General features: G+C 55.6%; 23 protein-coding genes. 14 read left to right on the top strand and 9 right to left on the bottom strand.

Annotated elements, in window-relative coordinates; translation table 11 throughout:
* Positions 1-66 precede the first annotated feature (66 nt).
* Positions 67-504: a universal stress protein UspA gene (gene uspA, locus QLG09_RS03735; protein ID WP_003861223.1), complete on the bottom strand. Its 438-nt coding sequence runs from the start codon at positions 502-504 to the stop codon at positions 67-69.
* A gap of 283 nt (positions 505-787) precedes the next feature.
* Between uspA and uspB the strand changes: the two genes are divergently transcribed.
* Positions 788-1,123, top strand: coding sequence for a universal stress protein UspB (uspB, locus tag QLG09_RS03730; protein WP_003861224.1), 336 nt, complete (start codon positions 788-790; stop codon positions 1,121-1,123).
* Positions 1,124-1,177: 54 nt separating this feature from the next.
* Here uspB and pitA read toward each other — a convergent pair whose 3' ends face one another.
* A complete protein-coding gene (gene pitA, locus QLG09_RS03725; protein WP_014172068.1) occupies positions 1,178-2,677 on the bottom strand; it encodes an inorganic phosphate transporter PitA in 1,500 nt (499 codons plus the stop codon).
* A gap of 229 nt (positions 2,678-2,906) precedes the next feature.
* Between pitA and QLG09_RS03720 the strand changes: the two genes are divergently transcribed.
* On the top strand, positions 2,907-4,103 hold the full coding sequence (locus QLG09_RS03720) for an NAD(P)/FAD-dependent oxidoreductase (protein WP_126488472.1): 1,197 nt from the start codon (positions 2,907-2,909) through the stop codon (positions 4,101-4,103).
* A 32-nt stretch (positions 4,104-4,135) separates the two neighbouring features.
* Here the strand turns inward: QLG09_RS03720 and QLG09_RS03715 are convergent, their stop codons facing one another.
* Together QLG09_RS03715 and QLG09_RS03710 are read right to left on the bottom strand one after the other, a co-directional pair.
* On the bottom strand, positions 4,136-5,074 hold the full coding sequence (locus tag QLG09_RS03715) for an NAD(P)-dependent oxidoreductase (protein ID WP_282488737.1): 939 nt from the start codon (positions 5,072-5,074) through the stop codon (positions 4,136-4,138).
* Positions 5,074-5,766: a diguanylate cyclase gene (locus QLG09_RS03710; RefSeq protein ID WP_025202818.1), complete on the bottom strand. Its 693-nt coding sequence runs from the start codon at positions 5,764-5,766 to the stop codon at positions 5,074-5,076. The genes QLG09_RS03715 and QLG09_RS03710 overlap by 1 nt, the downstream gene beginning before the upstream one ends.
* Positions 5,767-5,935: 169 nt before the next feature.
* On the opposite strand from QLG09_RS03710, the gene QLG09_RS03705 reads away from it, so the two are divergent.
* Positions 5,936-6,673 (top strand): IclR family transcriptional regulator, encoded by a 738-nt coding sequence (locus tag QLG09_RS03705; protein ID WP_044858534.1) that lies wholly within the window; start codon positions 5,936-5,938, stop codon positions 6,671-6,673.
* Positions 6,674-6,710: 37 nt separating this feature from the next.
* Here the strand turns inward: QLG09_RS03705 and QLG09_RS03700 are convergent, their stop codons facing one another.
* A complete protein-coding gene (locus QLG09_RS03700) occupies positions 6,711-8,045 on the bottom strand; it encodes an MFS transporter (RefSeq protein ID WP_014172063.1) in 1,335 nt (444 codons plus the stop codon).
* A gap of 334 nt (positions 8,046-8,379) precedes the next feature.
* Between QLG09_RS03700 and QLG09_RS03695 the strand changes: the two genes are divergently transcribed.
* Complete coding sequence (locus tag QLG09_RS03695; RefSeq protein ID WP_020884509.1) at positions 8,380-8,778, top strand: potassium channel family protein; 399 nt, start codon at positions 8,380-8,382, stop codon at positions 8,776-8,778.
* A 165-nt stretch (positions 8,779-8,943) separates the two neighbouring features.
* Positions 8,944-9,972 (top strand): TerC/Alx family metal homeostasis membrane protein, encoded by a 1,029-nt coding sequence (locus tag QLG09_RS03690; protein WP_025202820.1) that lies wholly within the window; start codon positions 8,944-8,946, stop codon positions 9,970-9,972.
* Between the two features lie 45 nt (positions 9,973-10,017).
* On the opposite strand, the gene QLG09_RS03685 is transcribed toward QLG09_RS03690, so the two are convergent.
* The gene (locus tag QLG09_RS03685) at positions 10,018-10,680 is read right to left on the bottom strand and encodes an HAD family hydrolase (RefSeq protein ID WP_014172059.1); all 663 of its coding nucleotides are present in this window, start codon (positions 10,678-10,680) and stop codon (positions 10,018-10,020) included.
* Positions 10,681-10,920: 240 nt separating this feature from the next.
* On the opposite strand from QLG09_RS03685, the gene QLG09_RS03680 reads away from it, so the two are divergent.
* Positions 10,921-11,448 carry an NlpC/P60 family protein gene (locus QLG09_RS03680; RefSeq protein ID WP_020884511.1) on the top strand — a complete coding sequence of 176 codons (528 nt, stop codon included), beginning with the start codon at positions 10,921-10,923 and terminating at the stop codon, positions 11,446-11,448.
* A 4-nt stretch (positions 11,449-11,452) separates the two neighbouring features.
* Here the strand turns inward: QLG09_RS03680 and QLG09_RS03675 are convergent, their stop codons facing one another.
* Together QLG09_RS03675 and QLG09_RS03670 are read right to left on the bottom strand one after the other, a co-directional pair.
* Positions 11,453-12,247: an SDR family NAD(P)-dependent oxidoreductase gene (locus tag QLG09_RS03675; protein ID WP_020884512.1), complete on the bottom strand. Its 795-nt coding sequence runs from the start codon at positions 12,245-12,247 to the stop codon at positions 11,453-11,455.
* 33 nt (positions 12,248-12,280) lie between these two features.
* Positions 12,281-13,162: a LysR family transcriptional regulator gene (locus QLG09_RS03670; protein ID WP_020884513.1), complete on the bottom strand. Its 882-nt coding sequence runs from the start codon at positions 13,160-13,162 to the stop codon at positions 12,281-12,283.
* 99 nt (positions 13,163-13,261) lie between these two features.
* Here QLG09_RS03670 and QLG09_RS03665 point away from each other — a divergent pair, with 99 nt between their 5' ends.
* The 8 genes from QLG09_RS03665 to arnF all read left to right on the top strand — a co-directional run bounded on the left by QLG09_RS03665 (position 13,262) and on the right by arnF (position 21,481).
* The gene (locus QLG09_RS03665) at positions 13,262-13,768 is read left to right on the top strand and encodes a phenolic acid decarboxylase (protein ID WP_020884514.1); all 507 of its coding nucleotides are present in this window, start codon (positions 13,262-13,264) and stop codon (positions 13,766-13,768) included.
* A gap of 322 nt (positions 13,769-14,090) precedes the next feature.
* Positions 14,091-15,230: a UDP-4-amino-4-deoxy-L-arabinose aminotransferase gene (gene arnB, locus QLG09_RS03660; RefSeq protein ID WP_041162895.1), complete on the top strand. Its 1,140-nt coding sequence runs from the start codon at positions 14,091-14,093 to the stop codon at positions 15,228-15,230.
* 1 nt (position 15,231) lies between these two features.
* Positions 15,232-16,215, top strand: a complete 984-nt coding sequence (arnC, locus tag QLG09_RS03655) for an undecaprenyl-phosphate 4-deoxy-4-formamido-L-arabinose transferase (RefSeq protein WP_020884516.1) — start codon at positions 15,232-15,234, stop codon at positions 16,213-16,215.
* On the top strand, positions 16,212-18,194 hold the full coding sequence (arnA, locus tag QLG09_RS03650; protein ID WP_282488736.1) for a bifunctional UDP-4-amino-4-deoxy-L-arabinose formyltransferase/UDP-glucuronic acid oxidase ArnA: 1,983 nt from the start codon (positions 16,212-16,214) through the stop codon (positions 18,192-18,194). Before arnC ends, arnA begins: the two co-directional genes overlap by 4 nt.
* A complete protein-coding gene (arnD, locus tag QLG09_RS03645; protein WP_020884517.1) occupies positions 18,191-19,093 on the top strand; it encodes a 4-deoxy-4-formamido-L-arabinose-phosphoundecaprenol deformylase in 903 nt (300 codons plus the stop codon). Before arnA ends, arnD begins: the two co-directional genes overlap by 4 nt.
* Positions 19,090-20,745, top strand: coding sequence for a lipid IV(A) 4-amino-4-deoxy-L-arabinosyltransferase (arnT, locus tag QLG09_RS03640; protein WP_032679159.1), 1,656 nt, complete (start codon positions 19,090-19,092; stop codon positions 20,743-20,745). The genes arnD and arnT overlap by 4 nt, the downstream gene beginning before the upstream one ends.
* Positions 20,742-21,080 (top strand): 4-amino-4-deoxy-L-arabinose-phosphoundecaprenol flippase subunit ArnE, encoded by a 339-nt coding sequence (arnE, locus tag QLG09_RS03635; protein ID WP_014172049.1) that lies wholly within the window; start codon positions 20,742-20,744, stop codon positions 21,078-21,080. Before arnT ends, arnE begins: the two co-directional genes overlap by 4 nt.
* The gene (gene arnF / locus QLG09_RS03630; protein WP_282488735.1) at positions 21,077-21,481 is read left to right on the top strand and encodes a 4-amino-4-deoxy-L-arabinose-phosphoundecaprenol flippase subunit ArnF; all 405 of its coding nucleotides are present in this window, start codon (positions 21,077-21,079) and stop codon (positions 21,479-21,481) included. The genes arnE and arnF overlap by 4 nt, the downstream gene beginning before the upstream one ends.
* Here the strand turns inward: arnF and acpT are convergent.
* The gene (gene acpT, locus QLG09_RS03625; protein ID WP_040018250.1) at positions 21,438-22,031 is read right to left on the bottom strand and encodes a 4'-phosphopantetheinyl transferase AcpT; all 594 of its coding nucleotides are present in this window, start codon (positions 22,029-22,031) and stop codon (positions 21,438-21,440) included. The two genes, arnF and acpT, sit on opposite strands and share 44 nt — an antisense overlap.
* Positions 22,032-22,033 lie beyond the last annotated feature (2 nt).

The following is a 22,033-nucleotide window of genomic DNA, read 5'->3' as shown; positions in this document are numbered from 1 at the left end:
CACCCCAACCCGCGCTGGAAAGAGGCTCGAACGGTTCCCTCTCCCTTTGGGAGAGGGAAAGCAGACTTACTCGTCTTCTTCGTCACGCAGTGGAACAATCAGCATATCCACATGAACGGTGTTAATCAGCTGACGCGCGGAAGACATCAGCTTGCTCCAGAAGTCCTGGTGGTGACCACAAACGACCAGATCCATATCGTATTTCTTAATCGCATCAACCAGCACCTGACCCAGATCGCCGCTGCCGCTTAAGGTTTCGGTGATAGGGTAGCCCGCGTTGGTGGACAGTTCGCTCAGGGCGTGGTGTGTCTCTTCAGAGATGCGTTTCTGCATATCACCGAGATTGACGTCAATCAGACCGGTATAGAGGTCGGAGTAATTCACATCAACGTGGATAAGAGAAACTTTCGCGTTGTAAGGGCGTGCCATGGATACCGCTTTATCAACCAGCACTTTACTCTCCGGAGAGAGGTCTACCGCGATGAGAATGTGTTTGTAAGCCATAGTGTTACTCCTTCCTTAAGTTATCGATGACTAAATGGAAAAGCCGTCGTCTGATGCTTTCATTACGGCCCAGTAAAACATATTTTTCAAGCTTTGGTGTTGATAACGATTAACCTTGTGGCAAAAAAATTAACGGATCTCCTACACTATTTAATGAGCCGTTCGGATATTAAAACGCGAACCGGATCGACTTTTGTTCATTCTTTCACTGAACTGTCTGTCAGGGCACTGGAGTGCGGTAGCTCAGAGGCCTTGCTTCGTGGGCGTACGCCGGGGAGGATGTATGATTAGCACCGTCGCATTGTTTTGGGCGTTATGCGTGGTTTGCATAGTGAATATGGCGCGCTACTTCTCATCGTTACGTGCGCTGTTAGTGGTACTTCGTGGTTGCGATCCGTTGCTTTATCAGTATGTGGACGGTGGAGGGTTCTTCACCTCGCACGGACAGCCCAGCAAGCAGATGCGTCTGGTAGGGTATATCTATTACCAGCGTTATCGCGATCACCACGATGAAGAGTTTATTCGCCGTTGCGAGCGTCTTCGCCGTCAGTTCATTTTAACCAGCGCCCTGTGTGGTCTGGTTGTGGTCAGCATGATTGCCTTGATGATTTGGCACTGAGCATAAAAAAAGCGGGTCAGTTTCCTGACCCGCTTTTTTATCGCGTTCTGCCGATTAGATAAGCTTCAGCGAAATCCAGTACAACCCACCCGACAGCAGGATAGAGGCCGGAAGGGTAAATACCCAGGCCATCAGAATGTTGGTCACGGTTTTGCGTTGCAGACCGCCGCCGTCAACAATCATGGTCCCTGCCACGGAAGAGGAGAGTACGTGGGTGGTCGAAACTGGCATACCGGTATAGCTCGCCAGACCGATTGAAACCGCCGCCGTCATCTGCGCGGACATACCCTGCGCATACGTCATGCCTTTCTTACCGATCTTCTCGCCGATGGTGGTCGCCACACGACGCCAGCCAATCATCGTACCGATACCGAGAGCCAGTGCGACAGCCATGATGATCCAGATTGGCGCGTACTCAATAGTATTGAGCATATCGCCTTTCAGTTTCTTCAGCAGACGCTGGTCGTCAGCATTCACTTCTGGCAGCTTCGCCACTTTATCCGTGACATCAGAGATGCACAGCATAATGCGACGCAGTTGACCACGTTGCTCAACGGACAGTTTGTCGTAGCTTTCGATATTACCCAGCATGCCTTTGGCACGTTCCAGCGCGTTAATCGCGTTTGCCGGATGGCAGTGGAATTCGCCCGGCGCAGTGGTAGCGCCTGCTTCAGGAGAAGGGATCAACTGGTCAACGCCGGTTGCCTTCTTCAGCAGCTCAGGGTGTTGCTGGAAATAGATTTCAACGTTGTTCACCGCATCACGGGTACGGGTGATTTCGTAACCGGAGGCGTTCATGTTGACCACGAATCCCGCCGGTGCGACGCCAATCAGTACCAGCATTACCAGACCAATGCCTTTCTGACCGTCGTTCGCGCCGTGAGAGAAGGCAACGCCGATAGCGGAAAGGATCAGGGCAATCCGCGTCCAGAATGGCGGCTTTTTCTTGCCGTCTTTCTTCTCACGCTCTGCCGGCGTCAGGTGAATACGGGAGCGTTTTTTCGTATTGCTCCAGTAACGACGCAGGATGAAAATCAATCCGCCTGCGACCACCAGACCCACGATAGGGGAGACAATCAGTGAGGCGAAAATTCCCAGCACTTTCGGGATGTTTAACGCATCAACAACCGAGGTACCGGTCATGAGGGCATTCGTTAACCCAATACCGATAATCGCGCCGATGAGGGTGTGAGAACTGGATGCAGGCAGGCCGAAATACCAGGTACCGAGGTTCCAGATAATTGCAGCAAGCAGCATTGAGAACACCATAGCGAGGCCATGGCCAGAACTAACGTTGAGAAGCAGATCCGTTGGCAACATATGCACGATCGCATATGCAACGCTCAGTCCACCCAGAAGAACACCAAAAAAGTTAAATACCGCCGCCATAACAACCGCGAGCTGCGATCGCATTGCGCGAGTGTAGATAACCGTTGCTACTGCGTTTGCAGTGTCGTGGAAGCCGTTGATCGCTTCGTAAAACAGTACAAAAACCAGAGCAAGCAATAATAAAAGCCCGGTATGTAAATCCAGGCCAGCAAACAAATGTAGCATAGGACGTTACGCCATTTTGAGGACATGAACGCGGCGCATTATCCAGGACAAATGCGCGGCGGGCAAAGTGAAATATAGCTTTTTTTTGATATAACTTCGGCTTTGTTGGCGTTAGGTAAAGAAATATATTTTATATTTCAAGTATATGACTGATATCTCGGTTAATTGCGCTGGTGTGACCACAGAGGAAACTTTACAATCCGCGGCAGTTAACGAAGAGGATTTTGACGTGGAAAGGTTTGATGCCGTGGTAATTGGCGCCGGTGCGGCGGGTATGTTTTGTGCGGCGATGGCCGGACAGGCGGGTCGTCGCGTGCTGTTGCTGGATAACGGTAAAAAGCCAGGACGTAAAATTCTGATGTCCGGTGGCGGGCGCTGCAACTTTACAAATCTCTATGTCGAACCTGCAGCTTATCTGAGCCAGAACCGTCATTTTTGCAAATCGGCCCTGGCGCGTTACACCCAGTGGGACTTTATCGACCTGGTGGGTAAGCACGGTATCGCATGGCATGAGAAGACGCTGGGCCAGCTGTTCTGTGATGACTCCGCCCAGCAGATTGTCGATATGCTGGTGGCCGAGTGCGAGAAGGGCCGCGTGGTGATGCGCCTGCGCACGGAAGTGCTGGAGGTGTCCCGCGATGAGCAGGGCTACACGCTGCAGTTAAACGGGGAAAGCGTCAGCGCCGATAACCTGGTGATTGCCAGCGGTGGCCTCTCCATGCCGGGGCTCGGTGCTTCACCATTCGGCTACAAGATTGCCGAACAGTTTGGCCTGAACGTGCTGCCCACCCGTGCGGGGCTGGTACCGTTCACCCTGCATAAGCCCCTGCTGGAACAGCTCCAGACGCTTTCTGGCGTCTCGGTTCCGTCGGTCATTACGGCTGAAGACGGTACGGTTTTCCGTGAAAACCTGCTGTTTACCCACCGTGGTCTTTCCGGCCCGGCGGTACTGCAAATCTCCAGCTACTGGCAGCCGGGGGAGTTTGTCACGGTTAACCTGCTACCCGATTGCGACCTGGAGGCTTTCCTCAACGAGCAACGCGCGGCGCACCCGAATCAAAGCCTGAAAAACACGCTGGCCATGCAGTTGCCAAAACGTCTGGTGGAATGTTTGCAGGTGCTGGGTCAGATCCCCGATGTGTCGCTCAAGCAGCTTAACAGCCGCGAACAGGAGGTGCTGGTTGAGACGCTGACAGCCTGGCGGGTGCAGCCCAACGGTACCGAAGGCTACCGTACGGCGGAAGTGACGCTTGGCGGGGTCGACACCCATGAACTCTCCTCACGCACCATGGAAGCGCGCAACGTGCCGGGGCTCTATTTTATTGGTGAGGTGATGGATGTAACCGGCTGGCTCGGCGGATACAATTTCCAGTGGGCATGGGCAAGTGCCTGGGCGTGTGCTCAGGCGCTGGCAGAAGACAAGTGACATAAGAGCACTGCCACTCGTCACAGATGGCTTTACGGGCTGACGGTGGTTACGTCTGTTACAGCAAGAATATTGCTCGCGGCCACTGTCCCCATCTTGATATATGACGCTGCGGTAACGCCGCCAATATGCGGTGAAATAACCACGTTTTCTACGGACTGCCAGAGGTGCGGCGCCGTCAGCGGCTCGTGGGTAAAGCTGTCCAGCGCTGCGCTGTGCAGCGTGCCATCCCTGAGCGCCGCCAGTAACGATTCATCGTCGATCAGTCCGCCGCGTGCCGTATTTACCAGAATTGCGTTCCGCTTGCAGTGTGCGAGCGTCTGGCTATTGATCATCCCCCGATTCTCATCGGTCAGCGGACAGTGCAAAGAGATGACATCGGAACGGGAAAGAAGTCCTTTCAGCGTTTCTGCGCGTTCGCACAGAGCAGGCATGGACTTAGCATAGGGATCGTAAGCCAGCACCTTCATGCCGAATGCGTGGCCAATATGTGCCACACGCGAGCCGATAGCACCCAATCCGATGAGCCCTAACGTTAAGCCCTCCAGTTCAATGGATTTATGCGTCGCCTTATCCCAGTGCCCGTCTCGCAGGCGCTTGTCCAGAGGTATCACCGACTTTGCGCAGGCGAGGATCTGCGCCCAGGTATGTTCAGCCACTGCCGCCGCGTTTGCACCTGGCGCAGCGCGGACGGCGATGTTGCGCTCGGCCGCTGCCGTCTGGTCTATCACATCGATCCCGCTTCCGTGCTTGGAAATAACCTGCAGAGCGGGGGCGGCATCCATGACTTTCGCGGTAATCTTGCCGTAACGTACCAGAATCGCCACAGGATTGTGTCGTTCACACAGCGCGATCAGTTCATCTTCTGTGGGCTGGCGGCCCGCAAACACCACCTCAAAGCCCTGCAACATCACCATGGCCTGCTCCGCCAGGTCGCTTCCGGTAACCAGAACTACGTCTTTGCCCCCCATCACAGCGTCTCCCCGTCATCTAACATACCTGCCTTACGAAGCGCGTCATCAAGCCAGTGTGGACGTAAATCGCCTTCACGGATGGCGGCAAGGCGTCGGGTCTCCATCTCCAGCTTTCCTTTTGCCAGCGCGATAACTTCCTGAACCTCATCGCGCGGGATGACTACCACGCCGTCGATATCCGCGACAACCAGATCCCCGGCCTGAACCGTCGCCCCGGCGACTGAAATGGGATGATTAACCCGACCAGAAATTAGCTTTGTCGGGCCGCAGGGGTTCAGACCGGCAGAAAAGACAGGGTAGTGACCTTTGCTCAAGGTATCGGCGTCTCGTACAGCGCCGTCAATAATAATGCCCGCAATGCCGCTCGCCTGAGCCTGAGTGGCCATGATTTCCCCAAGCAGCGCGCAGCTCAGGTCGCCTTTGCCATCGACGATCAGGACATCGCCGGGCTGCGCCACCGCCATCGCGGCATGAATCGCCAGATTATCACCCGGACGGACTTCAACGGTGATGGCCGGACCCGCAACGGACATGTGTGGGGCCAGCGGTTTGATGCGGCCATGAAGCGTACCGCGGCGACCGGCCACGTCGGCCAGAATAGCGGCCTGATACTCGGCAGCCCGACGAACGTCCTCGGCAGAAACGCGATCAAACTGGCGATTAATCGGTTTTTTTTCAGTAACGGACATGAATGCCTCCATATTGTTTTACTAAGTACAATTCAGGTGTACAGTGCAAAACAACTATAGCGGTGTTGCTTTCCTTTTAGCCAGACCCAAGATGGCGTTTGTGATGTAAACACGAAGTGACTCACAAAATTTGAGGTACACTCACTGCCGGGCTAACAAGGAGATAATGATGGGGAATGAAGGCGTTGTAGCGGTTGAAAAAGCGCTGGCTTTACTGGATTGCTTCCGTCCTGGAGATGAGAGCCTGACGCTGACCGCGCTGGCACAGCTATCGGGTTATCACAAAACCACAGTTTACCGCTTGATGAATTCTCTTGAACGGATGAATTACGTCGTCAGGCATGAAGACGGCAATTATGCGCTGGGCCCACGTCTGCTTTACCTCGGCAAGCTGTATGAACAATCTTTCCATCTTTCCCGAGTGGTTCAGCCAGAGCTTCAGGCCTTATCCCTGGCGTCTCAGGAGAGTGCCAGCTGGTATGTGCTGGAGGGAGGGCAGCGGCTTTGCCTGTTTCGCGCTGAAGCGTCGCATGGCCTGCGACACAGCAATCTTCCCGGTAGCCAGTTTCCGCTCGATAATTCGGCCATCAGTAAGATATTACGCCATTGGGGGCTCAATGAGAGCCTGCCGGAGGGAGACGCTGAACTCCCTTTCTACACGTCAGGGGCACGTGATCCCCACACCGCTGCGTTTGCGATGCCTGTCTTCGGCGTTCACGACAAGCTGGTTGCGGCGTTAGCCCTGACCGGCCCCATCTCACGGCTGACGGAAGATCGTCGTGAGAAGGAGATAGGTCAGTTGATGAAGGCGGCAGCAAGCCGTCTGTCGCAGAAAATGGGAGCCAGTAAGCTCTTCTGTCAGCAGTTTTTTGGGGAAACGAGCGATACGGCGGAAGAACATCTTTAAATGCAGAAGCGGGACAGTTGTCCCGCTTCTGTCAACGCTAATGCGTGACCTGTTTTTCGTGTAGCTGAGCGTTGCGGGCCTGTCGGCCCATAATGAGCACCGCTATCCCCCCGGCCACGCACAGCGCGGCCAGCGGAAGCATCGCCAGCGTGTAGCTGCCCGTCCGCTCATTGATAATGCCGTACGCGTTTACCATCACCGCCCCGCCTATCAGGTTTGCGATGGCACCAATCGCGGCCAGTCCCGCCGCCGCTGAGGTACTGCTCATCCAACCGGACGCCAGCGCCCAGAAAGGCCCTTTCATTGAATAGGCGCCTATCAGCATAATGCTGAGGATAACGATCGTGGCAGACAGCGAAACGCTCACAAAGGCGGCGAACACGCCGGCGGCAATTATGAATAGCGTGAGTGCGGTATGCCAGCGGCGTTCGTTGGTACGATCGGAATTCCGTCCCCATACAATCATGAGAACAGATGCCAGACCGTAAGGAATGGCGTTAAGCAGACCTGTCTCAAGATTATCGAGATGGAAGGATTTCAGCAGTTGAGGAGACCAGACGCTGATGGTGGTACCCGCGGACGATGCACCCGCGTAAATCAGCGCCATCAGCCAGATTTGGCGATGCTTTAGCAACTGCCAGGTGGTCTGGTGTCCGATATTCTTTTGCTGGTTGCGCTCGGTTTCCAGCGTGGTTTCCAGCCATTGTTTCTGTTCACTGCTAAGCCAGCTCGCCTGATGAGGGCGATCCCGGAGAATAAACCAGGCTGCAATACCCAGCAGCACCGCCGGCAAGCCTTCAATAATGAACAGCAGATGCCAGCCGCGAAGACCCAGCCAGCCATCCAGTGACAGTATCAACCCGGAAAGCGGGGAGCCAATGAAGTTAGCGAGCGGGATGGCGACCATAAAGGACGCAATAATGCGTGCGCGGTAGCGGGACGGGATCCACCAGGTCAGATACAGCACGACGCCCGGAAAGAAACCCGCCTCTGCAGCACCGAGAAGAAAACGGACGATATAGAGCGACGTGGTGTTCTGCACCAGGGACATACACATGGAGACGATGCCCCAACTGATCATAATGCGCGGGATCCACAGACGGGCGCCGACTTTCTGCATGGCCAGGTTGCTGGGTACTTCAAACAGAAAATAGGCCACGAAATAAAGACTGCTGGCGAAGCCAAATGCAGCTTTGCTGAGGCCAAGGTCCTCATTCATCTGCAGCGAAGCCATGCCGATATTCCCGCGATCGATAATGGAGACCAGGTAACTGACAATCAGAAACGGGAGAATACGCCAGATCACCTTCCGCATCGTCTCTCTTTCTATGTCCTCGGTGGCGGTAGCACCGTTACGTAAATGTTCTGTCATTGTGTCCTCGCAGGGTATGTTCTTTGTTTTATTAGGTACAACTGAGTTTTATTAAACAAAACCACTATAGCGACGGCGCGTTCTTTTTATCCAGTTAATGGAAGGTTTAAATGATGTAAATAAGAGGTGACTCACAGATAGTGCGCTCCAGATATATCGCTCATAGCAGTCGAACCAGCCGCAAAGAGGAGACTCTATAAGGGTGATAATCACGCAGCGCAATTATTGCACCAACTTTTTTCCTCCGATCCACTAAGCTTCGACCAGGCCAGACAGCTCCAGGTGCCCCGCTGCGTTCGCGGGGTCATTTTTCTTCCCGGTCAGAGCACCTTTCATGCAGCTACTCAGCATCATTATTTTGCTTACCCTTACGGTGGTCATCCATTCGCTGTGGATGTTTTGCGTTTTAAAATTCATTAACTTAGAGGTCGACTCTGCGGTGCGCGTGGTTTTGCGTAACGTCGGGATCGTTATCTCCATGATCTTCGCCCATCTTCTTGAAGCCGGTCTGTTCGCCGGGTTTTATTTTGTTATTGATGCATTTAACGACTGGAACACCAGCTTCTACTTTTCGCTGGTCAGTTACGCCACGGTGGGATACGGCGATGTCACGTTGCCTCAGCACTGGCGGCTGATTGGGGGCGTGGAAGGCCTGGTCGGCGCCTTGATGGTGGGCTGGTCAGTGGCGGTTCTGGTGGCCGTACTGCAGCGTTTGCGCGGCATGAGCGCCTAAACGGCAGATGCGCGACCCCATGGAGTGCGGTAAAGTACCTCTCTTTGCCGGGCCTGAAAAGCCGCGGCTTTAAGGGGTAAAGGCTGGTAAACAGCCTGCCCCTTTCCGTTCCTGGTTTACGCCAGTTTGCATGGTGCTGTGTTTTGTCTGCCAAAAGGGTTGTGTATGTCTGCTGCTCATCTCGGTTTCCCGACTGAAACCGTTGTTGTCTTTGTAGTGATGGCCGTCGGGGCGATGTTTATCGACCTCTTTATGCACCGTCACGATAAACCGATCTCGCTGAAAAGCGCTGCCATGTGGTCCCTCTTCTGGGTCATGATGGCCATGGCTTTCGCCGGGTTCCTGTATGTTCACCACGGCGCAGAGATGGCGAGCCTGTTCCTCACCGGTTACGCGCTGGAAGAGGTGCTCTCCGTCGATAACCTGTTTGTGATGATGGCGATTTTTGCCTGGTTCGGCGTGCCGGATAAATATCGTCACCGCGTCCTCTACTGGGGCGTGCTCGGGGCGATTGTTTTCCGCGGTATCTTTGTGGCCATCGGGACCAGCCTGTTGAGTCTGGGGCCTTACGTCGAGGTTATCTTCGCGCTGGTCGTCGGCTGGACGGCGGTGATGATGCTCAGACGTAATGAAGAGAGTGACGAGGTTGAAGATTACTCCGGCCATCTGGCTTACCGTCTGGTGAAACGCTTCTATCCTGTCTGGCCTAAAATCAGCAGCAATGCCTTTATTCTGACCCAGAAAGAGGTGGACGCGGAGCTGGAGAAACCTGAAAACCAGGACGTAACGGTTGGACGCGTGAAGAAGGCGAAGCGCTACGCAACGCCGCTGCTGCTTTGCGTGGCGGTCGTGGAACTCTCTGATGTGATGTTCGCGTTTGACTCCGTGCCGGCCATTATTGCCGTCAGCCGTGAGCCGCTTATTATTTACAGCGCAATGATGTTCGCCATCCTCGGCTTGCGTACGCTCTACTTCGTGCTGGAAGCGCTGAAGCAGTATCTGGTGCATCTGGAGAAAGCGGTGGTGCTGCTGCTGTTCTTCGTGGCGTTCAAGCTCGGATTAAATGCCACCGATCACTTCTGGCACCACGGTTACAGCATTGGTGCCACGGCAAGCCTGTTTGTGGTGCTTGGCGTGCTGGCGCTGGGGATTATCACCAGCGTGATGTTCCCGGGTAAGAAAGAAGCCCATTAAAAGCAAAACGGCAACCTTTGGTTGCCGTTTTCGGGTAGACAGTGTCTAACACTTAATCGGTGAATGTCGACGCTTGCGCGGTGGATGGAAGTGCCGCCAGTGTGCATCCTGCGCCGCCGCCAGCAGTTCATGGTCGCCGCGGGTATCGCCCCACGCGCGCAGGTGGTAGCTATTCAGATCGCCATACACTTTTTCCAGCCTCGCCACCTTCTGGGCACAGCGGCAGTTGTTTCCGGTGATACGCCCGGTCAGCTTGCCGTCTTTCACTTCCAGCTGTGTGCCAATCAGCTTAATCCCCAGCTTGTCAGCCCACGGCTGGAGCACCAGCGCCGGAGAGGCGGAGCAGATGGTCACTTCCGCACCGGAATTCACCTCCGCGGCGACGGCCAGTACGCCGGCAGGGCGCATCAGCTTGTCCCAGTATTTTTCGCAAAACGCTTCCGCCTGCTGGCGTAGCCAGTGTTCATCCACGCCCGTCAGGAACGTTTTAATCAGCACTTCCTTCAGCTCATCGCGCGTCAGCTTACGACGCACGCAGTGCAGCGTGGGTAAGGCCATACGCACCAGGCGGCCCGCGAAGTAACGTTTACCAAAGGCAAAACGCAGGAAAGGGATAAAGCTGTCGTGGTGCGTCAGTGTTCCATCAAAGTCGAAGACGGAGAGCACGTTGGATTTGGCCACGGCCTCGTCGGCAATCATATTGGTCATAAATACGTCTTAGCTAAAATACACATTCTGTTGATTAGTTTACCTGCTTTACCCTGTCTGTCCTTCTGTCTTGAGCATTTTTTTCGCGATCTTGCGATCGGAAAGTGAGTCCATTTTTGGTCTCAATAATAATTGGTTGAAAAGCGAGCTGTCTATATTATCGCCACATTGAGCGCTATTTCGGGGGAACGTTGGCCCCCACCGGTAAGGAAAATATTCACTCACTGAATCTATTTTGATATGACGTTTAGATCGCTTATTTCAATCCTCTCGTTAAGTCTGGCTTCGTTTTCGGCATTGAGTTTTCAACTGCCGGCGTCAATGCTGTCAATGAACCGTGAGCTCGCCCTTTCTCCGGCAAAATCCGCGCTGCTGCACCAGGAAACAGGACCACTGCGTACCCGGATCCTTGATCAATACCAGAAGTGGAAAGGCACCCACTATCAGTGGGGCGGGACCACGCATCGGGGCGTGGACTGCTCCGCGCTGATGCAGCATCTGTTCAGCGATGCGGCGCACCTTAATCTGCCGCGCACGACGGGCGAACAGATCCATCGCGGCGTGAAGGTGGCGCAATACCGTCTGAAGGCGGGGGATTTGGTCTTCTTTCAGACCGGTCCAGACCGAAGGCACGTGGGCGTGTACATCGGCAATAGCCAGTTTATTCATGCCTCACGCAGCCAGGGCGTAACCGTTTCAACCCTGACTGATGACTACTGGCAGGCGCACTATATTACTGCCCGACGGGTCACAGACCGTTCTGTCTGAGGGATCAGATGATGTCATCCACCACGCCGCCATCGACGCGCAGTGCCGCGCCCGAGGTGGCGGAGGCCTGGGGCGAGCAGACATACACCACCATATTGGCGACTTCTTCCACCGTCGCGGCACGCTGGATAACCGAGCTCGGGCGGTGAGTCATCACAAACTCTTTCGCCAGTTCCTCCAGCGATTTGCCGGTTCTCTCGATCTCGTCTTTCATCATGTCGGCAAAACCGTCTGAAAGGGTGGGGCCGGGCAATACGCTGTTCACCGTGACACCGCTTCCCGCCACGAACTTCGCCAGCCCGCGAGCGAGCGACAGCTGCGCCGTTTTGGTCACGCCATAGTGGATCATGTCCGCCGGAATATTGCAGGCCGACTCGGACGAAATAAACACCACGCGTCCCCAGCCTTTCTGCACCATACCCGGCAGCAGCGCACGGGAGATACGCACGCCGGACATCACGTTTGTCTGCCAGTAACGCTCCCAGGTGTCATCGTCGGTGCCATAAAAATCCTGCTGGCCGTAAATGCCGGCATTGTTGACCAGGATGTCGACGTGGGTCGCCACGTTCAGCAGCGATTCCACCCCTTCAGCCGTGCTGAGGTCGGCAATCGCGGCGCGTACCTGCACCCCAGGCACAACCTGTTGTAGCTGCTGGATACCTTTATTCACCGACTCCGTGCTACGGCCATTGATGATCACTTCCGCACCGCTTTCAGCCAGCCCTCGGGCTATGGCGAAGCCGATCCCGCCGGTAGAGGCGGTCACCAGCGCGACTTTCCCCGTAAAATCGATCTTCATCATCTGCTCCTTATCGTGTTTAACGTTCGGACCTTAAAGCGTAGCAGGTGAGGATGGCGGCTCCTGGCTAAAAAGGCGCAGCAGGGTCTCAACCTGTTCATCCAGCGGGCCAAGGGAGCGTTTCACAATCAGGTGCAGCGGCGTAGCCCGGCGTGCGCCATGGCTAAGCGGCAGGCGTTTAAGCACCCCCAGATCAAGCTGGGTCTGAATACGTTCCTCTGGCAGCCAGCCATAGCCGACCTGGGACATCACCGCCTCTATGGCTGCGTCAATGGTGGAAAAGGTCCACGACTCACCGGCCGCACGCGCGGCGGTCTGGCTGTCGGCTATCTGAATGAGCGGCCACGGGCGCAGCATATCGTCGTTAAGCGGCGCGTCGAGGCTAAAGAGGGGATGTTGATGATGCGCCACGGCAACAAAGTCGATATTCATCAGCCATTCGCCAAGACCGGTTATGTCCTGGCGGCGGGTTAACACCATCACGTCGGCTTCATCATTAATGACATCGGTGCGGCTATTTTCCAGTACTTCGGTAAGACGGACCTGCGTTTGCGGATACAGCTGCTGGAACTGACGCAAAATAGCGAACAGGCGTCGGCGCGGGAAAATGCTGTCCACCACCAGATCTAACCGCGTGCGCATTCCGTTACGCAGGCTTGCCGCACGGGTCTCAACATAGGCGAAGGCTTTCAGCAACGGTTTAACCTGGTTGAGCAGGAGTTCGCCGGCCGGGGTCAAGACAGCCCGCCGCCCCTCGGGCACCAGCAGCGCCACGCCCAGCCGCTCCTGCAGCAGCGACAGGTTATAACTGACCGAGGACTGGCTGCGGTTGGTCTCTTCCGCTGCTTTGGCAAAGCTACCTGCCTCGACCACTCTTTCCAGTAATGACCATTGTTCAAGCGTCGTCTTATGCATGATTAATCTAAAATTTGGATGAGTTTGATTCAAACATAGCGTTATTCATTCATTTTTTGAAGGGGTACGATCGTCTCATCAAAACAAAGGAGACACATTATGAACACCTTCGACAAACATGACTTAAGCGGCTTCGTCGGCAAACACCTTGTATATACCTACGATAATGGCTGGAACTACGAGATTTATGTCAAAAATGAAACCACCCTTGATTACCGTATTCACAGCGGGATTGTGGCGAACCGTTGGGTGAAAGATCAGCAGGCTTATATTGTTCGCGTAGGGGAGAGCATCTATAAAATTTCCTGGACAGAACCAACCGGTACCGACGTGAGCCTGATAGCAAACCTGGGTGACAAACTGTTCCACGGCACCATCTTCTTCCCACGTTGGGTGATCAACAATCCAGAAAAAACCGTCTGCTTCCAGAACGATCATATTCCATTGATGAATGCGTATCGTGATGCGGGCCCGGCATACCCCACTGAAGTCATTGATGAATTTGCGACAATCACCTTTGTTCGCGACTGTGGGGCTAATAATGAAAGCGTTATTGCCTGTGCGGCGAGCGAGTTACCAAAAAACTTTCCTGATAATTTAAAATAAGCGCGACAATTAACTAAAAAGAAAAGTTCCCGGCTATTTCTTCTTTTAAAAGAAATAGCCGGGATTTTTTTTGTTTGTTGATGTTAGGTTTAAAAAATTGCAGGCAAAGGTCGAGTTTGATCACACAATAAATAATTCATAATAATTTAAATCTTTGTATTTTAAGTGGTTAATGGGTGGGCAAAGTGAATGGAATGTCTTTCTTAATTTTTCCCTAAGAAATGTTAGCTACCTTGATATAAGTTTATGGTTCGTTGAAATAAACGAGCCGGCATTTGGTTAATATCTAAAGCGTGCCATTCTTATTTCAAGGAAATTAATGATGAGTGATTTTTTGCCTTTTTCCCGGCCGTCCATGGGTAGCGAGGAATTAGCGGCGTTGCAGGAGGTATTAACCTCCGGCTGGATCACCACAGGACCGAAAAATCAGGCGCTTGAAGAGGCATTTTGTCAGCTAACCGGGAATCAACATGCGATTGCCGTCAGCTCAGCGACCGCGGGAATGCATGTCACGCTGATGGCGCTGGGTATTGGTCCAGGCGATGAAGTGATTACCCCCTCCCTGACCTGGGTATCCACACTGAATATGATTGTGCTGCTGGGTGCAACCCCGGTGATGATTGATGTGGACCGGGATACGTTGATGGTCACGCCGGATGCGGTCGACGCCGCCATTACGCCGCGCACAAAAGCGATTGTTCCGGTTCATTATGCCGGCGCGCCGTGTGACATCGACGCCATTCGCGCCATCGGGGAACGTCACGGTATTCCGGTCATTGAAGATGCGGCGCATGCAGCCGGCACGTACTACCACTCGCGCCACGTGGGCTGGCAGGGCACCGCGATTTTCTCATTCCACGCCATTAAAAACATGACCTGCGCCGAAGGCGGGTTAGTGGTCACGGACGATGCGCAACTGGCGCAGCGGATCCGTAGCCTGAAATTCCACGGCCTGGGTGTGGACGCTTACGACCGCCAGACGCACGGTCGTGCGCCGCAGGCAGAAGTTATCACGCCCGGCTTCAAATACAACCTGGCGGATATCAACGCCGCGCTGGCGCTGGTGCAGTTGGGCAAACTGAAAGAGGCCAACGCACGACGCCATGACATTGCTGAACGCTATCTGCGCGAGCTTGCCGATACGCCGTTCCAGCCGCTGCGTATTCCTTCATGGCCGCACGTCCACGCCTGGCATCTGTTCATCATTCGCGTGGATGAAGCCCGCTGCGGGATTTCTCGCGACAACCTGATGGCAGCCCTGAAGGAAAAAGGCATTGGCACCGGCCTGCATTTCCGCGCGGCGCACACGCAAAAATACTACCGCGAGCGTTTTCCTGATGTATCGCTCCCGAATTCTGAATGGAATAGCGCGCGTATTTGTTCTCTCCCCCTTTTCCCGGACATGACTCATGACGACACAACCCGCGTCATTACCGCGCTCCATCAGCTTGCAGGAAATTGATATGTTCAGCGCACCGCCTGTACAAAAAGTTTCTGTGGTTATCCCCGTTTACAACGAACAGGAGAGCCTGCCCGAACTGATCAGCCGCACGACGGCCGCCTGCGACACGCTCGGCAAAGCCTATGAAATACTGCTGGTGGATGATGGCAGTAGCGATAATTCCGCGCTGATGCTGACCGAAGCCGCGCAGGCCGAGGGCAGCCATATTGTTGCCGTGCTGCTTAACCGTAACTACGGCCAGCACTCCGCCATTATGGCCGGGTTCAGCCACGTGACGGGCGATCTGATTATTACGCTTGATGCCGATCTGCAAAACCCGCCGGAAGAGATCCCGCGTCTGGTTGCAAAGGCCGATGAAGGGTACGACGTGGTCGGCACGGTGCGGCAAAACCGTCAGGACAGCCTGTTCCGTAAGCTGGCTTCCCGCACAATCAACCGTCTGATCCAGCGGACCACCGGCAAAGCGATGGGCGATTATGGCTGCATGCTGCGCGCCTACCGCCGCCATATTGTCGACGCCATGCTGCACTGCCATGAACGCAGCACGTTTATTCCTATTCTCGCGAACACCTTTGCCCGTAAGGCGACGGAAATCCCGGTACTGCACGCCGAGCGCGAGCACGGCGAGTCGAAGTACAGCTTTATGCGTCTCATCAACCTGATGTACGACCTTATCACCTGCCTGACCACCACGCCGCTGCGCCTGTTGAGCGTTTTCGGCAGCATCATTGCCGTGTTCGGCTTCGCGCTCTCCGTGCTGCTGGTGTTACTCCGCCTGATCTACGGTCCCCAGTGGGCGGCGGAAGGGGTCTTCATGCTCTTTGCCGTGCTGTTTATGTTCATCGGCGCCCAGTTTGTCGGGATGGGCCTGCTCGGGGAATACATTGGCCGTATTTATAACGATGTTCGCGCACGTCCGCGCTACTTTATTCAACGTGTTGTCCGCCAGGAACACAAAGCATCTCAAGAGGAAATTCACCCATGAAAGCTGTTGTCTTTGCCTATCACGATATGGGGTGTGCGGGCACGCTGGCCCTGCTGGAAGCGGGCTATGAAATCGCTGCAATCTTCACGCATCCGGACACGGCCGGAGAGAATAACTTCTTTGGCTCGGTGGCGCGTATCGCCGCAGAGCGCGGTATTCCGGTTTACGCCCCGGACGATGTCAACCATCCGCTGTGGGTGGATCGCATCCGGGCGCTCGCGCCTGAAGCCATCTTCTCGTTCTATTATCGCAACCTGATTTGCGATGAGATTTTAAGTCTGGCCGCAAAAGGGGCATTTAATCTTCACGGCTCTTTGCTGCCCGGCTACCGTGGCCGCGCACCGCTGAACTGGGTGCTGGTGAACGGCGAAACGGAAACCGGCGTCACTCTGCACCGTATGGTGCACCGCGCAGATGCCGGTGCCATCATCGCGCAGCAGCGCGTGGCTATCGACGCGGATGAAACTGCGCTGCAGCTTCATCAGAAGCTCTGCACCGTAGCGCAAAGCCTGCTACGTGATGTGTTGCCAGCGATCCTTAACGGCACCTTCAGCGAGACCGCGCAGGATGAGAGCAAGGCGAGCTGTTTTGGCCGTCGCAAGCCAGAAGATGGTCGCCTGGACTGGAACAAGCCGGCTCGTCAGTTGCACAACCTGGTGCGTGCCGTTACCGACCCCTGGCCGGGGGCGTACAGCTTTGCCGGCGTGAGTAAATTTATCGTCTGGAAATCCCGCGTACGCGACGACATTCCTGCCGCCAAACCGGGCACCGTTGTCTCAGCTTCCCCGCTGATTGTCAGCTGCGGCGAGCAGGCGCTGGAGATCGTTACCGGGCAAACCGATAACGGCGTTTATGTTCAGGGCGCGCAGCTGGCTCAGTCTCTGGGGCTGGTCACTGGCGCACTGATCACCAGCGCACCGGTTGTGGCCATCAAACGCCGCACCCGCGTGCTGATCCTCGGCGTCAATGGCTTTATCGGCAACCACCTGACCGAGCGTCTGCTGAAAGACGATAACTACGAAATTTATGGTCTGGATATCGGTGCTGATGCCATCAGTCGTTTCCTCGACAACCCGCGTTTCCACTTTGTGGAAGGGGATATCAGCATTCACTCCGAGTGGATTGAATATCACATTAAAAAATGTGACGTGGTGCTGCCGCTGGTGGCGATTGCCACGCCGATTGAGTACACCCGTAACCCGCTGCGCGTGTTCGAGCTGGACTTCGAAGAGAACCTGAAGATCATCCGCGACTGTGTGAAATACGACAAGCGCATTATCTTCCCGTCAACTTCTGAAGTGTACGGCATGTGTACTGACAAAAACTTCGACGAAGACACTTCTAACCTGGTCGTCGGGCCGATCAACAAACAGCGCTGGATTTATTCCGTCTCCAAGCAGCTGCTCGACCGCGTGATCTGGGCCTACGGCGAGAAAGCGGGTCTGCGCTTTACGCTGTTCCGTCCGTTTAACTGGATGGGGCCACGTCTGGATAACCTTAACGCGGCGCGTATCGGCAGCTCACGTGCCATCACCCAACTGATCCTGAACCTGGTGGAAGGCTCGCCCATCAAGCTTATCGAAGGCGGTAAACAAAAACGCTGCTTTACGGATATCAGCGACGGTATCGAGGCGTTGTTCCGCATCATCGAAAACAAAGAGGGTCGCTGCAACGGAGAGATCATCAACATCGGTAACCCGGATAACGAAGCGAGCATTCGCGAACTGGCTGAGATGCTGCTGGCAAGCTTTGAACGTCATCCGCTGCGCGATCGCTTCCCGCCGTTTGCCGGTTTCCGTGAAGTGGAAAGCAGCAGCTACTACGGTAAAGGTTATCAGGACGTTGAGCACCGGAAACCCAGCATTCGTAATGCGAAACGCTGCCTGAACTGGACACCGACGGTGAAGATGGATCAGACCATTGATGAAACGCTCGATTTCTTCCTGCGCACCGTGGAGCTGTCGGAACAGGTCTCATGAGAAAAGTCGGTTTACGCATTGATGTCGACACCTTCAGGGGGACGCGTGATGGCGTACCCAAACTGCTGGAACTGCTGAGCAAGCACAACGTGCGCTCATCCATTTTCTTCAGCGTGGGGCCTGACAATATGGGACGTCATTTATGGCGTCTGGTTAAACCGGCATTTCTGTTCAAAATGCTGCGCTCACGCGCAGCCTCTCTCTACGGCTGGGATATTTTGCTGGCCGGAACCGCATGGCCCGGCAGGCGCATTGGCGCGGGTAATGAAGCCGTTATCCGCGACGCGGCGCAGCACCATGAGGTTGGACTGCATGCCTGGGATCACCATGCCTGGCAGGCCTGGGCTGGCGTCTGGGATATTCCACGCCTGTCGCGTGAAGTTGAACGCGGCATGCTGGAGCTGGAGGCCATTACCGGCCAGACGATTCGCTGCTCCGCCGTGGCGGGATGGCGTGCCGACCAACGCGTGGTGAAGGCCAAAGAACCCTTCGCGTTTCGCTACAACAGTGATTGCCGCGGCACCGGGCCTTTTTTGCCGCTCATCGGGGAGAATCGCCTGGGGACGGTGCAAATCCCGGTCACGCTTCCCACCTGGGATGAAGTGGTTGGGCGCGAGGTCAGTGCCGGAGGGTTCAATCGCTATATTCTGGACTGCATTCATCGCGACACCGGTACGCCCGTCTATACCATCCACGCAGAAGTGGAAGGGATTGCGTATCAGCATGATTTCGATGCACTGTTGACGATGGCCGCTCAGGAGGGCATTCAGTTTTGTCCATTGAGCGAATTGCTGCCAGAGGATCTTAGCGTCCTGCCCGTGGGCAAAATTGTGCGTAATGAACTGGCTGGCCGGGAAGGCTGGCTTGGCTATCAACAAACCGTGAGTCCGGTATCATGAAAGCAGCCCGTTATGGCTTAGCGCTTCTCGCACTGTTTATCGTTTACTACCTCATTCCGATCGATATCCGCCTGCTGTGGCAGCCTGATGAAACGCGCTATGCGGAAATCAGCCGCGAAATGCTGGCGTCTGGAGACTGGATTGTCCCGCATTTTCTGGGGCTGCGTTACTTTGAAAAGCCGATTGCGGGCTACTGGATCAACAGTATCGGGCAACTGCTGTTTGGGCATACTAACTTTGCCGTGCGCGCCGGCGCCATATTCTCAACCGGGTTGACGGCTCTGCTGGTGATCTGGATGGCGTGGCGCCTGTGGCGGGATAAGCGCGTTGCCATTTTCTCCGGCCTTATCTTCCTGACCCTGTTCCTGGTGTATGGCATTGGTACGTACGCCGTGCTGGATCCCATCATTACCCTGTGGCTGGTGGCCGCTATGTGCAGCTTCTGGCTGGCCTCGCAGGCTGAAACCGTGGCCGGAAAAGCGGGTGGCTACGTGCTGCTCGGGCTTGCCTGCGGCATGGGGGTGATGACCAAAGGATTCCTGGCGCTGGCGGTGCCGGTAATAGGCGTGCTGCCGTGGGTGATTGCGCAGAAGCGCTGGAAAGAGGTGCTGATCTTTGGCTGGCTGGCCATCGTGAGCTGTGTGCTGATCGTCCTGCCCTGGGCGCTGGCCATTGCGCACCGAGAGCCTGATTTCTGGCGCTACTTCTTCTGGGTTGAGCATATTCAGCGCTTTGCCCAGAGCGATGCTCAGCACAAAGCGCCGTTCTGGTACTACCTGCCGTTCCTGCTGGCCGGCAGTCTGCCGTGGCTGGCGCTGTTGCCCGGCGCGTTTCGGCTGGGCTGGCGCGAAAGAGACAACACGGGCGGTGGCTTTTATCTGCTTGGATGGGTCGTGATGCCGCTGCTGTTCTTCAGCATTGCCAAAGGCAAACTGCCAACCTACATCCTGCCGTGTTTTGCTCCGCTGGCTATCCTGATGGCGCGCTATGCCTGCATCGCGGCGGACAAAGGGGCCAGAGCGTTACGCATTAACGGCGGGATTAACCTGGCGTTTGGTGTGATTGGCGTGGTGGCGGCGCTGGTGGTCTCACCGTGGGGGGTTGCTAAGCATCCGGTCTGGACATCCGTTGAGCTGTATAAAGTCTTCTGCGCGGTGCTGGCGTTTCTCATCTGGGCGGCTGTCGGCTGGTTTACCGTGCGGCAAAGCGCGCAGCGCTGGTGGCTGGCGGCGTTGTGTCCTGCTGGCGTGGCGCTGCTGATTGGGTTTGCCATTCCTAACCTGGTGGTGGATTCCAAACAGCCGCAGTCGCTGGTGGATACCATCCGTGACCCGCTTCAGAGCAGCCGGTTTGTGCTGGCGAACAATGTTGGCGTGGCCTCCGGGCTGGCGTGGGAGCTTAAGCGTAATGACATCATTCTGTTTGGTCAGAGCGGCGAGCTGAGCTACGGGCTAGCGTACCCGGATGTGAAAGACCGGTTTGTCGAGAAAGATAATTTTGCGCAGTGGCTGGCAACGCATCGCCAGCAGGGGGGCGTGTCATTGGTGATCCTGCTGTCAAAACACGACGATATTAAGCGGGCTCATCTGCCAGAACCAGACAGCCTGTATATTCAGGGCCGTCTGGCCTGGCTGCAGTATTTACCGCAATGACGACCTGGCTCTGGTTGATACTGGCAAGCCTGCTGACCTGCGCAGGGCAGCTGTGTCAGAAGCAGGCCACCCGTCCGGCGAAAGCCGGGCGGCGTGGCGCGCATATTATGCTGTGGCTGGGCCTGGCATTGCTGGCACTGGGCAGCGGCATGCTGGTCTGGCTGGTGGTCCTGCAGCGCCTGCCTGTCGGCGTTGCCTACCCTATGCTGAGCCTCAATTTTGTCTGGGTGACCCTGGCGGCGAAAGCATTCTGGCATGAAAAAGTCGCGTTGCATCACTGGCTGGGCGTCGGGTTCATCATCATCGGCATTGTTATCCTCGGAGGAAGCCTGTGAGAGGAACGTTCTGGGCGTTATGCAGCGTAATGCTGGTCAGCGCGGCGCAGCTGCTGCTGCGCTATGCCATGCAGGCTCTGCCGCCAGTCAGCGAGCTTTATGCGTTTTTCTCCGCGCTCTGGCACGTCTCATCCGGTACTGGCGCGCTGCTGCTGGGACTCATGGGGTATGTGGCCTCGATGGGCTGCTGGTATCTGGCGTTGCATCGCATGGCGCTCAGCAAAGCGTATGCCTTGCTGAGCCTCAGTTACATTCTGGTGTGGGCCGCGGCCATTTTGTTGCCCGGCTGGAACGAACACTTTTCCTGGCACGGGCTGGCGGGGGTCGGGATGATTATTCTCGGCGTGCTGGTGATTTTTATGCCACGGACATCCCGTGGTGAGCAATCGTCCCGGCGGTAAGGGCATAAGGCGTTGAGGTGCAGACGGCAAGACTGAGCGAGCCGAACTGGAGCTGGCTTACCGAATGCGTCTGCGACGTGCTGTCGATGCTGACAATCTGCCAGGCGCTGCCGCCTCGCTGCTTCACGATGGCCTCTTTACGCGTCCAGATCCCCCAGAAAGCAGAAAGCTTTGTCTCCGGGTCTTCGCGCTCCAGCTCCGCATGTTCCGCCACGCTGAAGACGGCGTTAGCCAGCGCCTGCCAGTTTTCACGTGGGCGGATAACTTCGATATCACATCCCACTTCGCCTTCGTCGCTCAGCAGCAGCGCGATATTATCGCCGCTGTGACTCAGGTTAAACCAGAAGGGCTGCGCATCCACGAAGGCTGGCTTCCCTTGCTCACCATAGACGATCTCGGGTAACGGAGAAGGAGAAAGCGTTTTGGCGAGCAGGGTTCTCCCCGCCAGCCAGGATGCATTTCGTGCACCCGCAGGTGCCATATGTGCAAGCGTCGACGCCAGCGGGTCTGCGCTCAGGGTGGAGATCTTTCCCAGTATAAACTGGTACATAG

It is taken from the genome of Enterobacter sp. V89_11 (genome assembly GCF_029967775.1).
GTDB classification, from domain to species: domain Bacteria; phylum Pseudomonadota; class Gammaproteobacteria; order Enterobacterales; family Enterobacteriaceae; genus Enterobacter; species Enterobacter ludwigii.
This window is presented reverse-complemented; position numbering and strand designations above follow the sequence as displayed.

What these genes read in the sequence shown, in the direction of transcription:
- arnC (WP_020884516.1), top strand. Translation starts at nt 15,232, where the DNA reads ATGTTCAGCGCACCGCCTGTACAAAAAGTTTCTGTGGTTATCCCCGTT.
- uspA (WP_003861223.1), bottom strand. Translation starts at nt 504, where the DNA reads ATGGCTTACAAACACATTCTCATCGCGGTAGACCTCTCTCCGGAGAGT.
- arnB (WP_041162895.1), top strand. Translation starts at nt 14,091, where the DNA reads ATGAGTGATTTTTTGCCTTTTTCCCGGCCGTCCATGGGTAGCGAGGAA.
- QLG09_RS03685 (WP_014172059.1), bottom strand. Translation starts at nt 10,680, where the DNA reads ATGACCAATATGATTGCCGACGAGGCCGTGGCCAAATCCAACGTGCTC.
- QLG09_RS03695 (WP_020884509.1), top strand. Translation starts at nt 8,380, where the DNA reads ATGCAGCTACTCAGCATCATTATTTTGCTTACCCTTACGGTGGTCATC.
- QLG09_RS03675 (WP_020884512.1), bottom strand. Translation starts at nt 12,247, where the DNA reads ATGAAGATCGATTTTACGGGGAAAGTCGCGCTGGTGACCGCCTCTACC.
- QLG09_RS03705 (WP_044858534.1), top strand. Translation starts at nt 5,936, where the DNA reads ATGGGGAATGAAGGCGTTGTAGCGGTTGAAAAAGCGCTGGCTTTACTG.
- QLG09_RS03700 (WP_014172063.1), bottom strand. Translation starts at nt 8,045, where the DNA reads ATGACAGAACATTTACGTAACGGTGCTACCGCCACCGAGGACATAGAA.
- QLG09_RS03715 (WP_282488737.1), bottom strand. Translation starts at nt 5,074, where the DNA reads ATGGGGGGCAAAGACGTAGTTCTGGTTACCGGAAGCGACCTGGCGGAG.
- uspB (WP_003861224.1), top strand. Translation starts at nt 788, where the DNA reads ATGATTAGCACCGTCGCATTGTTTTGGGCGTTATGCGTGGTTTGCATA.
- QLG09_RS03670 (WP_020884513.1), bottom strand. Translation starts at nt 13,162, where the DNA reads ATGCATAAGACGACGCTTGAACAATGGTCATTACTGGAAAGAGTGGTC.
- arnT (WP_032679159.1), top strand. Translation starts at nt 19,090, where the DNA reads ATGAAAGCAGCCCGTTATGGCTTAGCGCTTCTCGCACTGTTTATCGTT.
- arnD (WP_020884517.1), top strand. Translation starts at nt 18,191, where the DNA reads ATGAGAAAAGTCGGTTTACGCATTGATGTCGACACCTTCAGGGGGACG.
- QLG09_RS03710 (WP_025202818.1), bottom strand. Translation starts at nt 5,766, where the DNA reads ATGTCCGTTACTGAAAAAAAACCGATTAATCGCCAGTTTGATCGCGTT.
- arnE (WP_014172049.1), top strand. Translation starts at nt 20,742, where the DNA reads ATGACGACCTGGCTCTGGTTGATACTGGCAAGCCTGCTGACCTGCGCA.
- QLG09_RS03680 (WP_020884511.1), top strand. Translation starts at nt 10,921, where the DNA reads ATGACGTTTAGATCGCTTATTTCAATCCTCTCGTTAAGTCTGGCTTCG.
- QLG09_RS03665 (WP_020884514.1), top strand. Translation starts at nt 13,262, where the DNA reads ATGAACACCTTCGACAAACATGACTTAAGCGGCTTCGTCGGCAAACAC.
- QLG09_RS03690 (WP_025202820.1), top strand. Translation starts at nt 8,944, where the DNA reads ATGTCTGCTGCTCATCTCGGTTTCCCGACTGAAACCGTTGTTGTCTTT.
- arnA (WP_282488736.1), top strand. Translation starts at nt 16,212, where the DNA reads ATGAAAGCTGTTGTCTTTGCCTATCACGATATGGGGTGTGCGGGCACG.
- acpT (WP_040018250.1), bottom strand. Translation starts at nt 22,031, where the DNA reads ATGTACCAGTTTATACTGGGAAAGATCTCCACCCTGAGCGCAGACCCG.
- pitA (WP_014172068.1), bottom strand. Translation starts at nt 2,677, where the DNA reads ATGCTACATTTGTTTGCTGGCCTGGATTTACATACCGGGCTTTTATTA.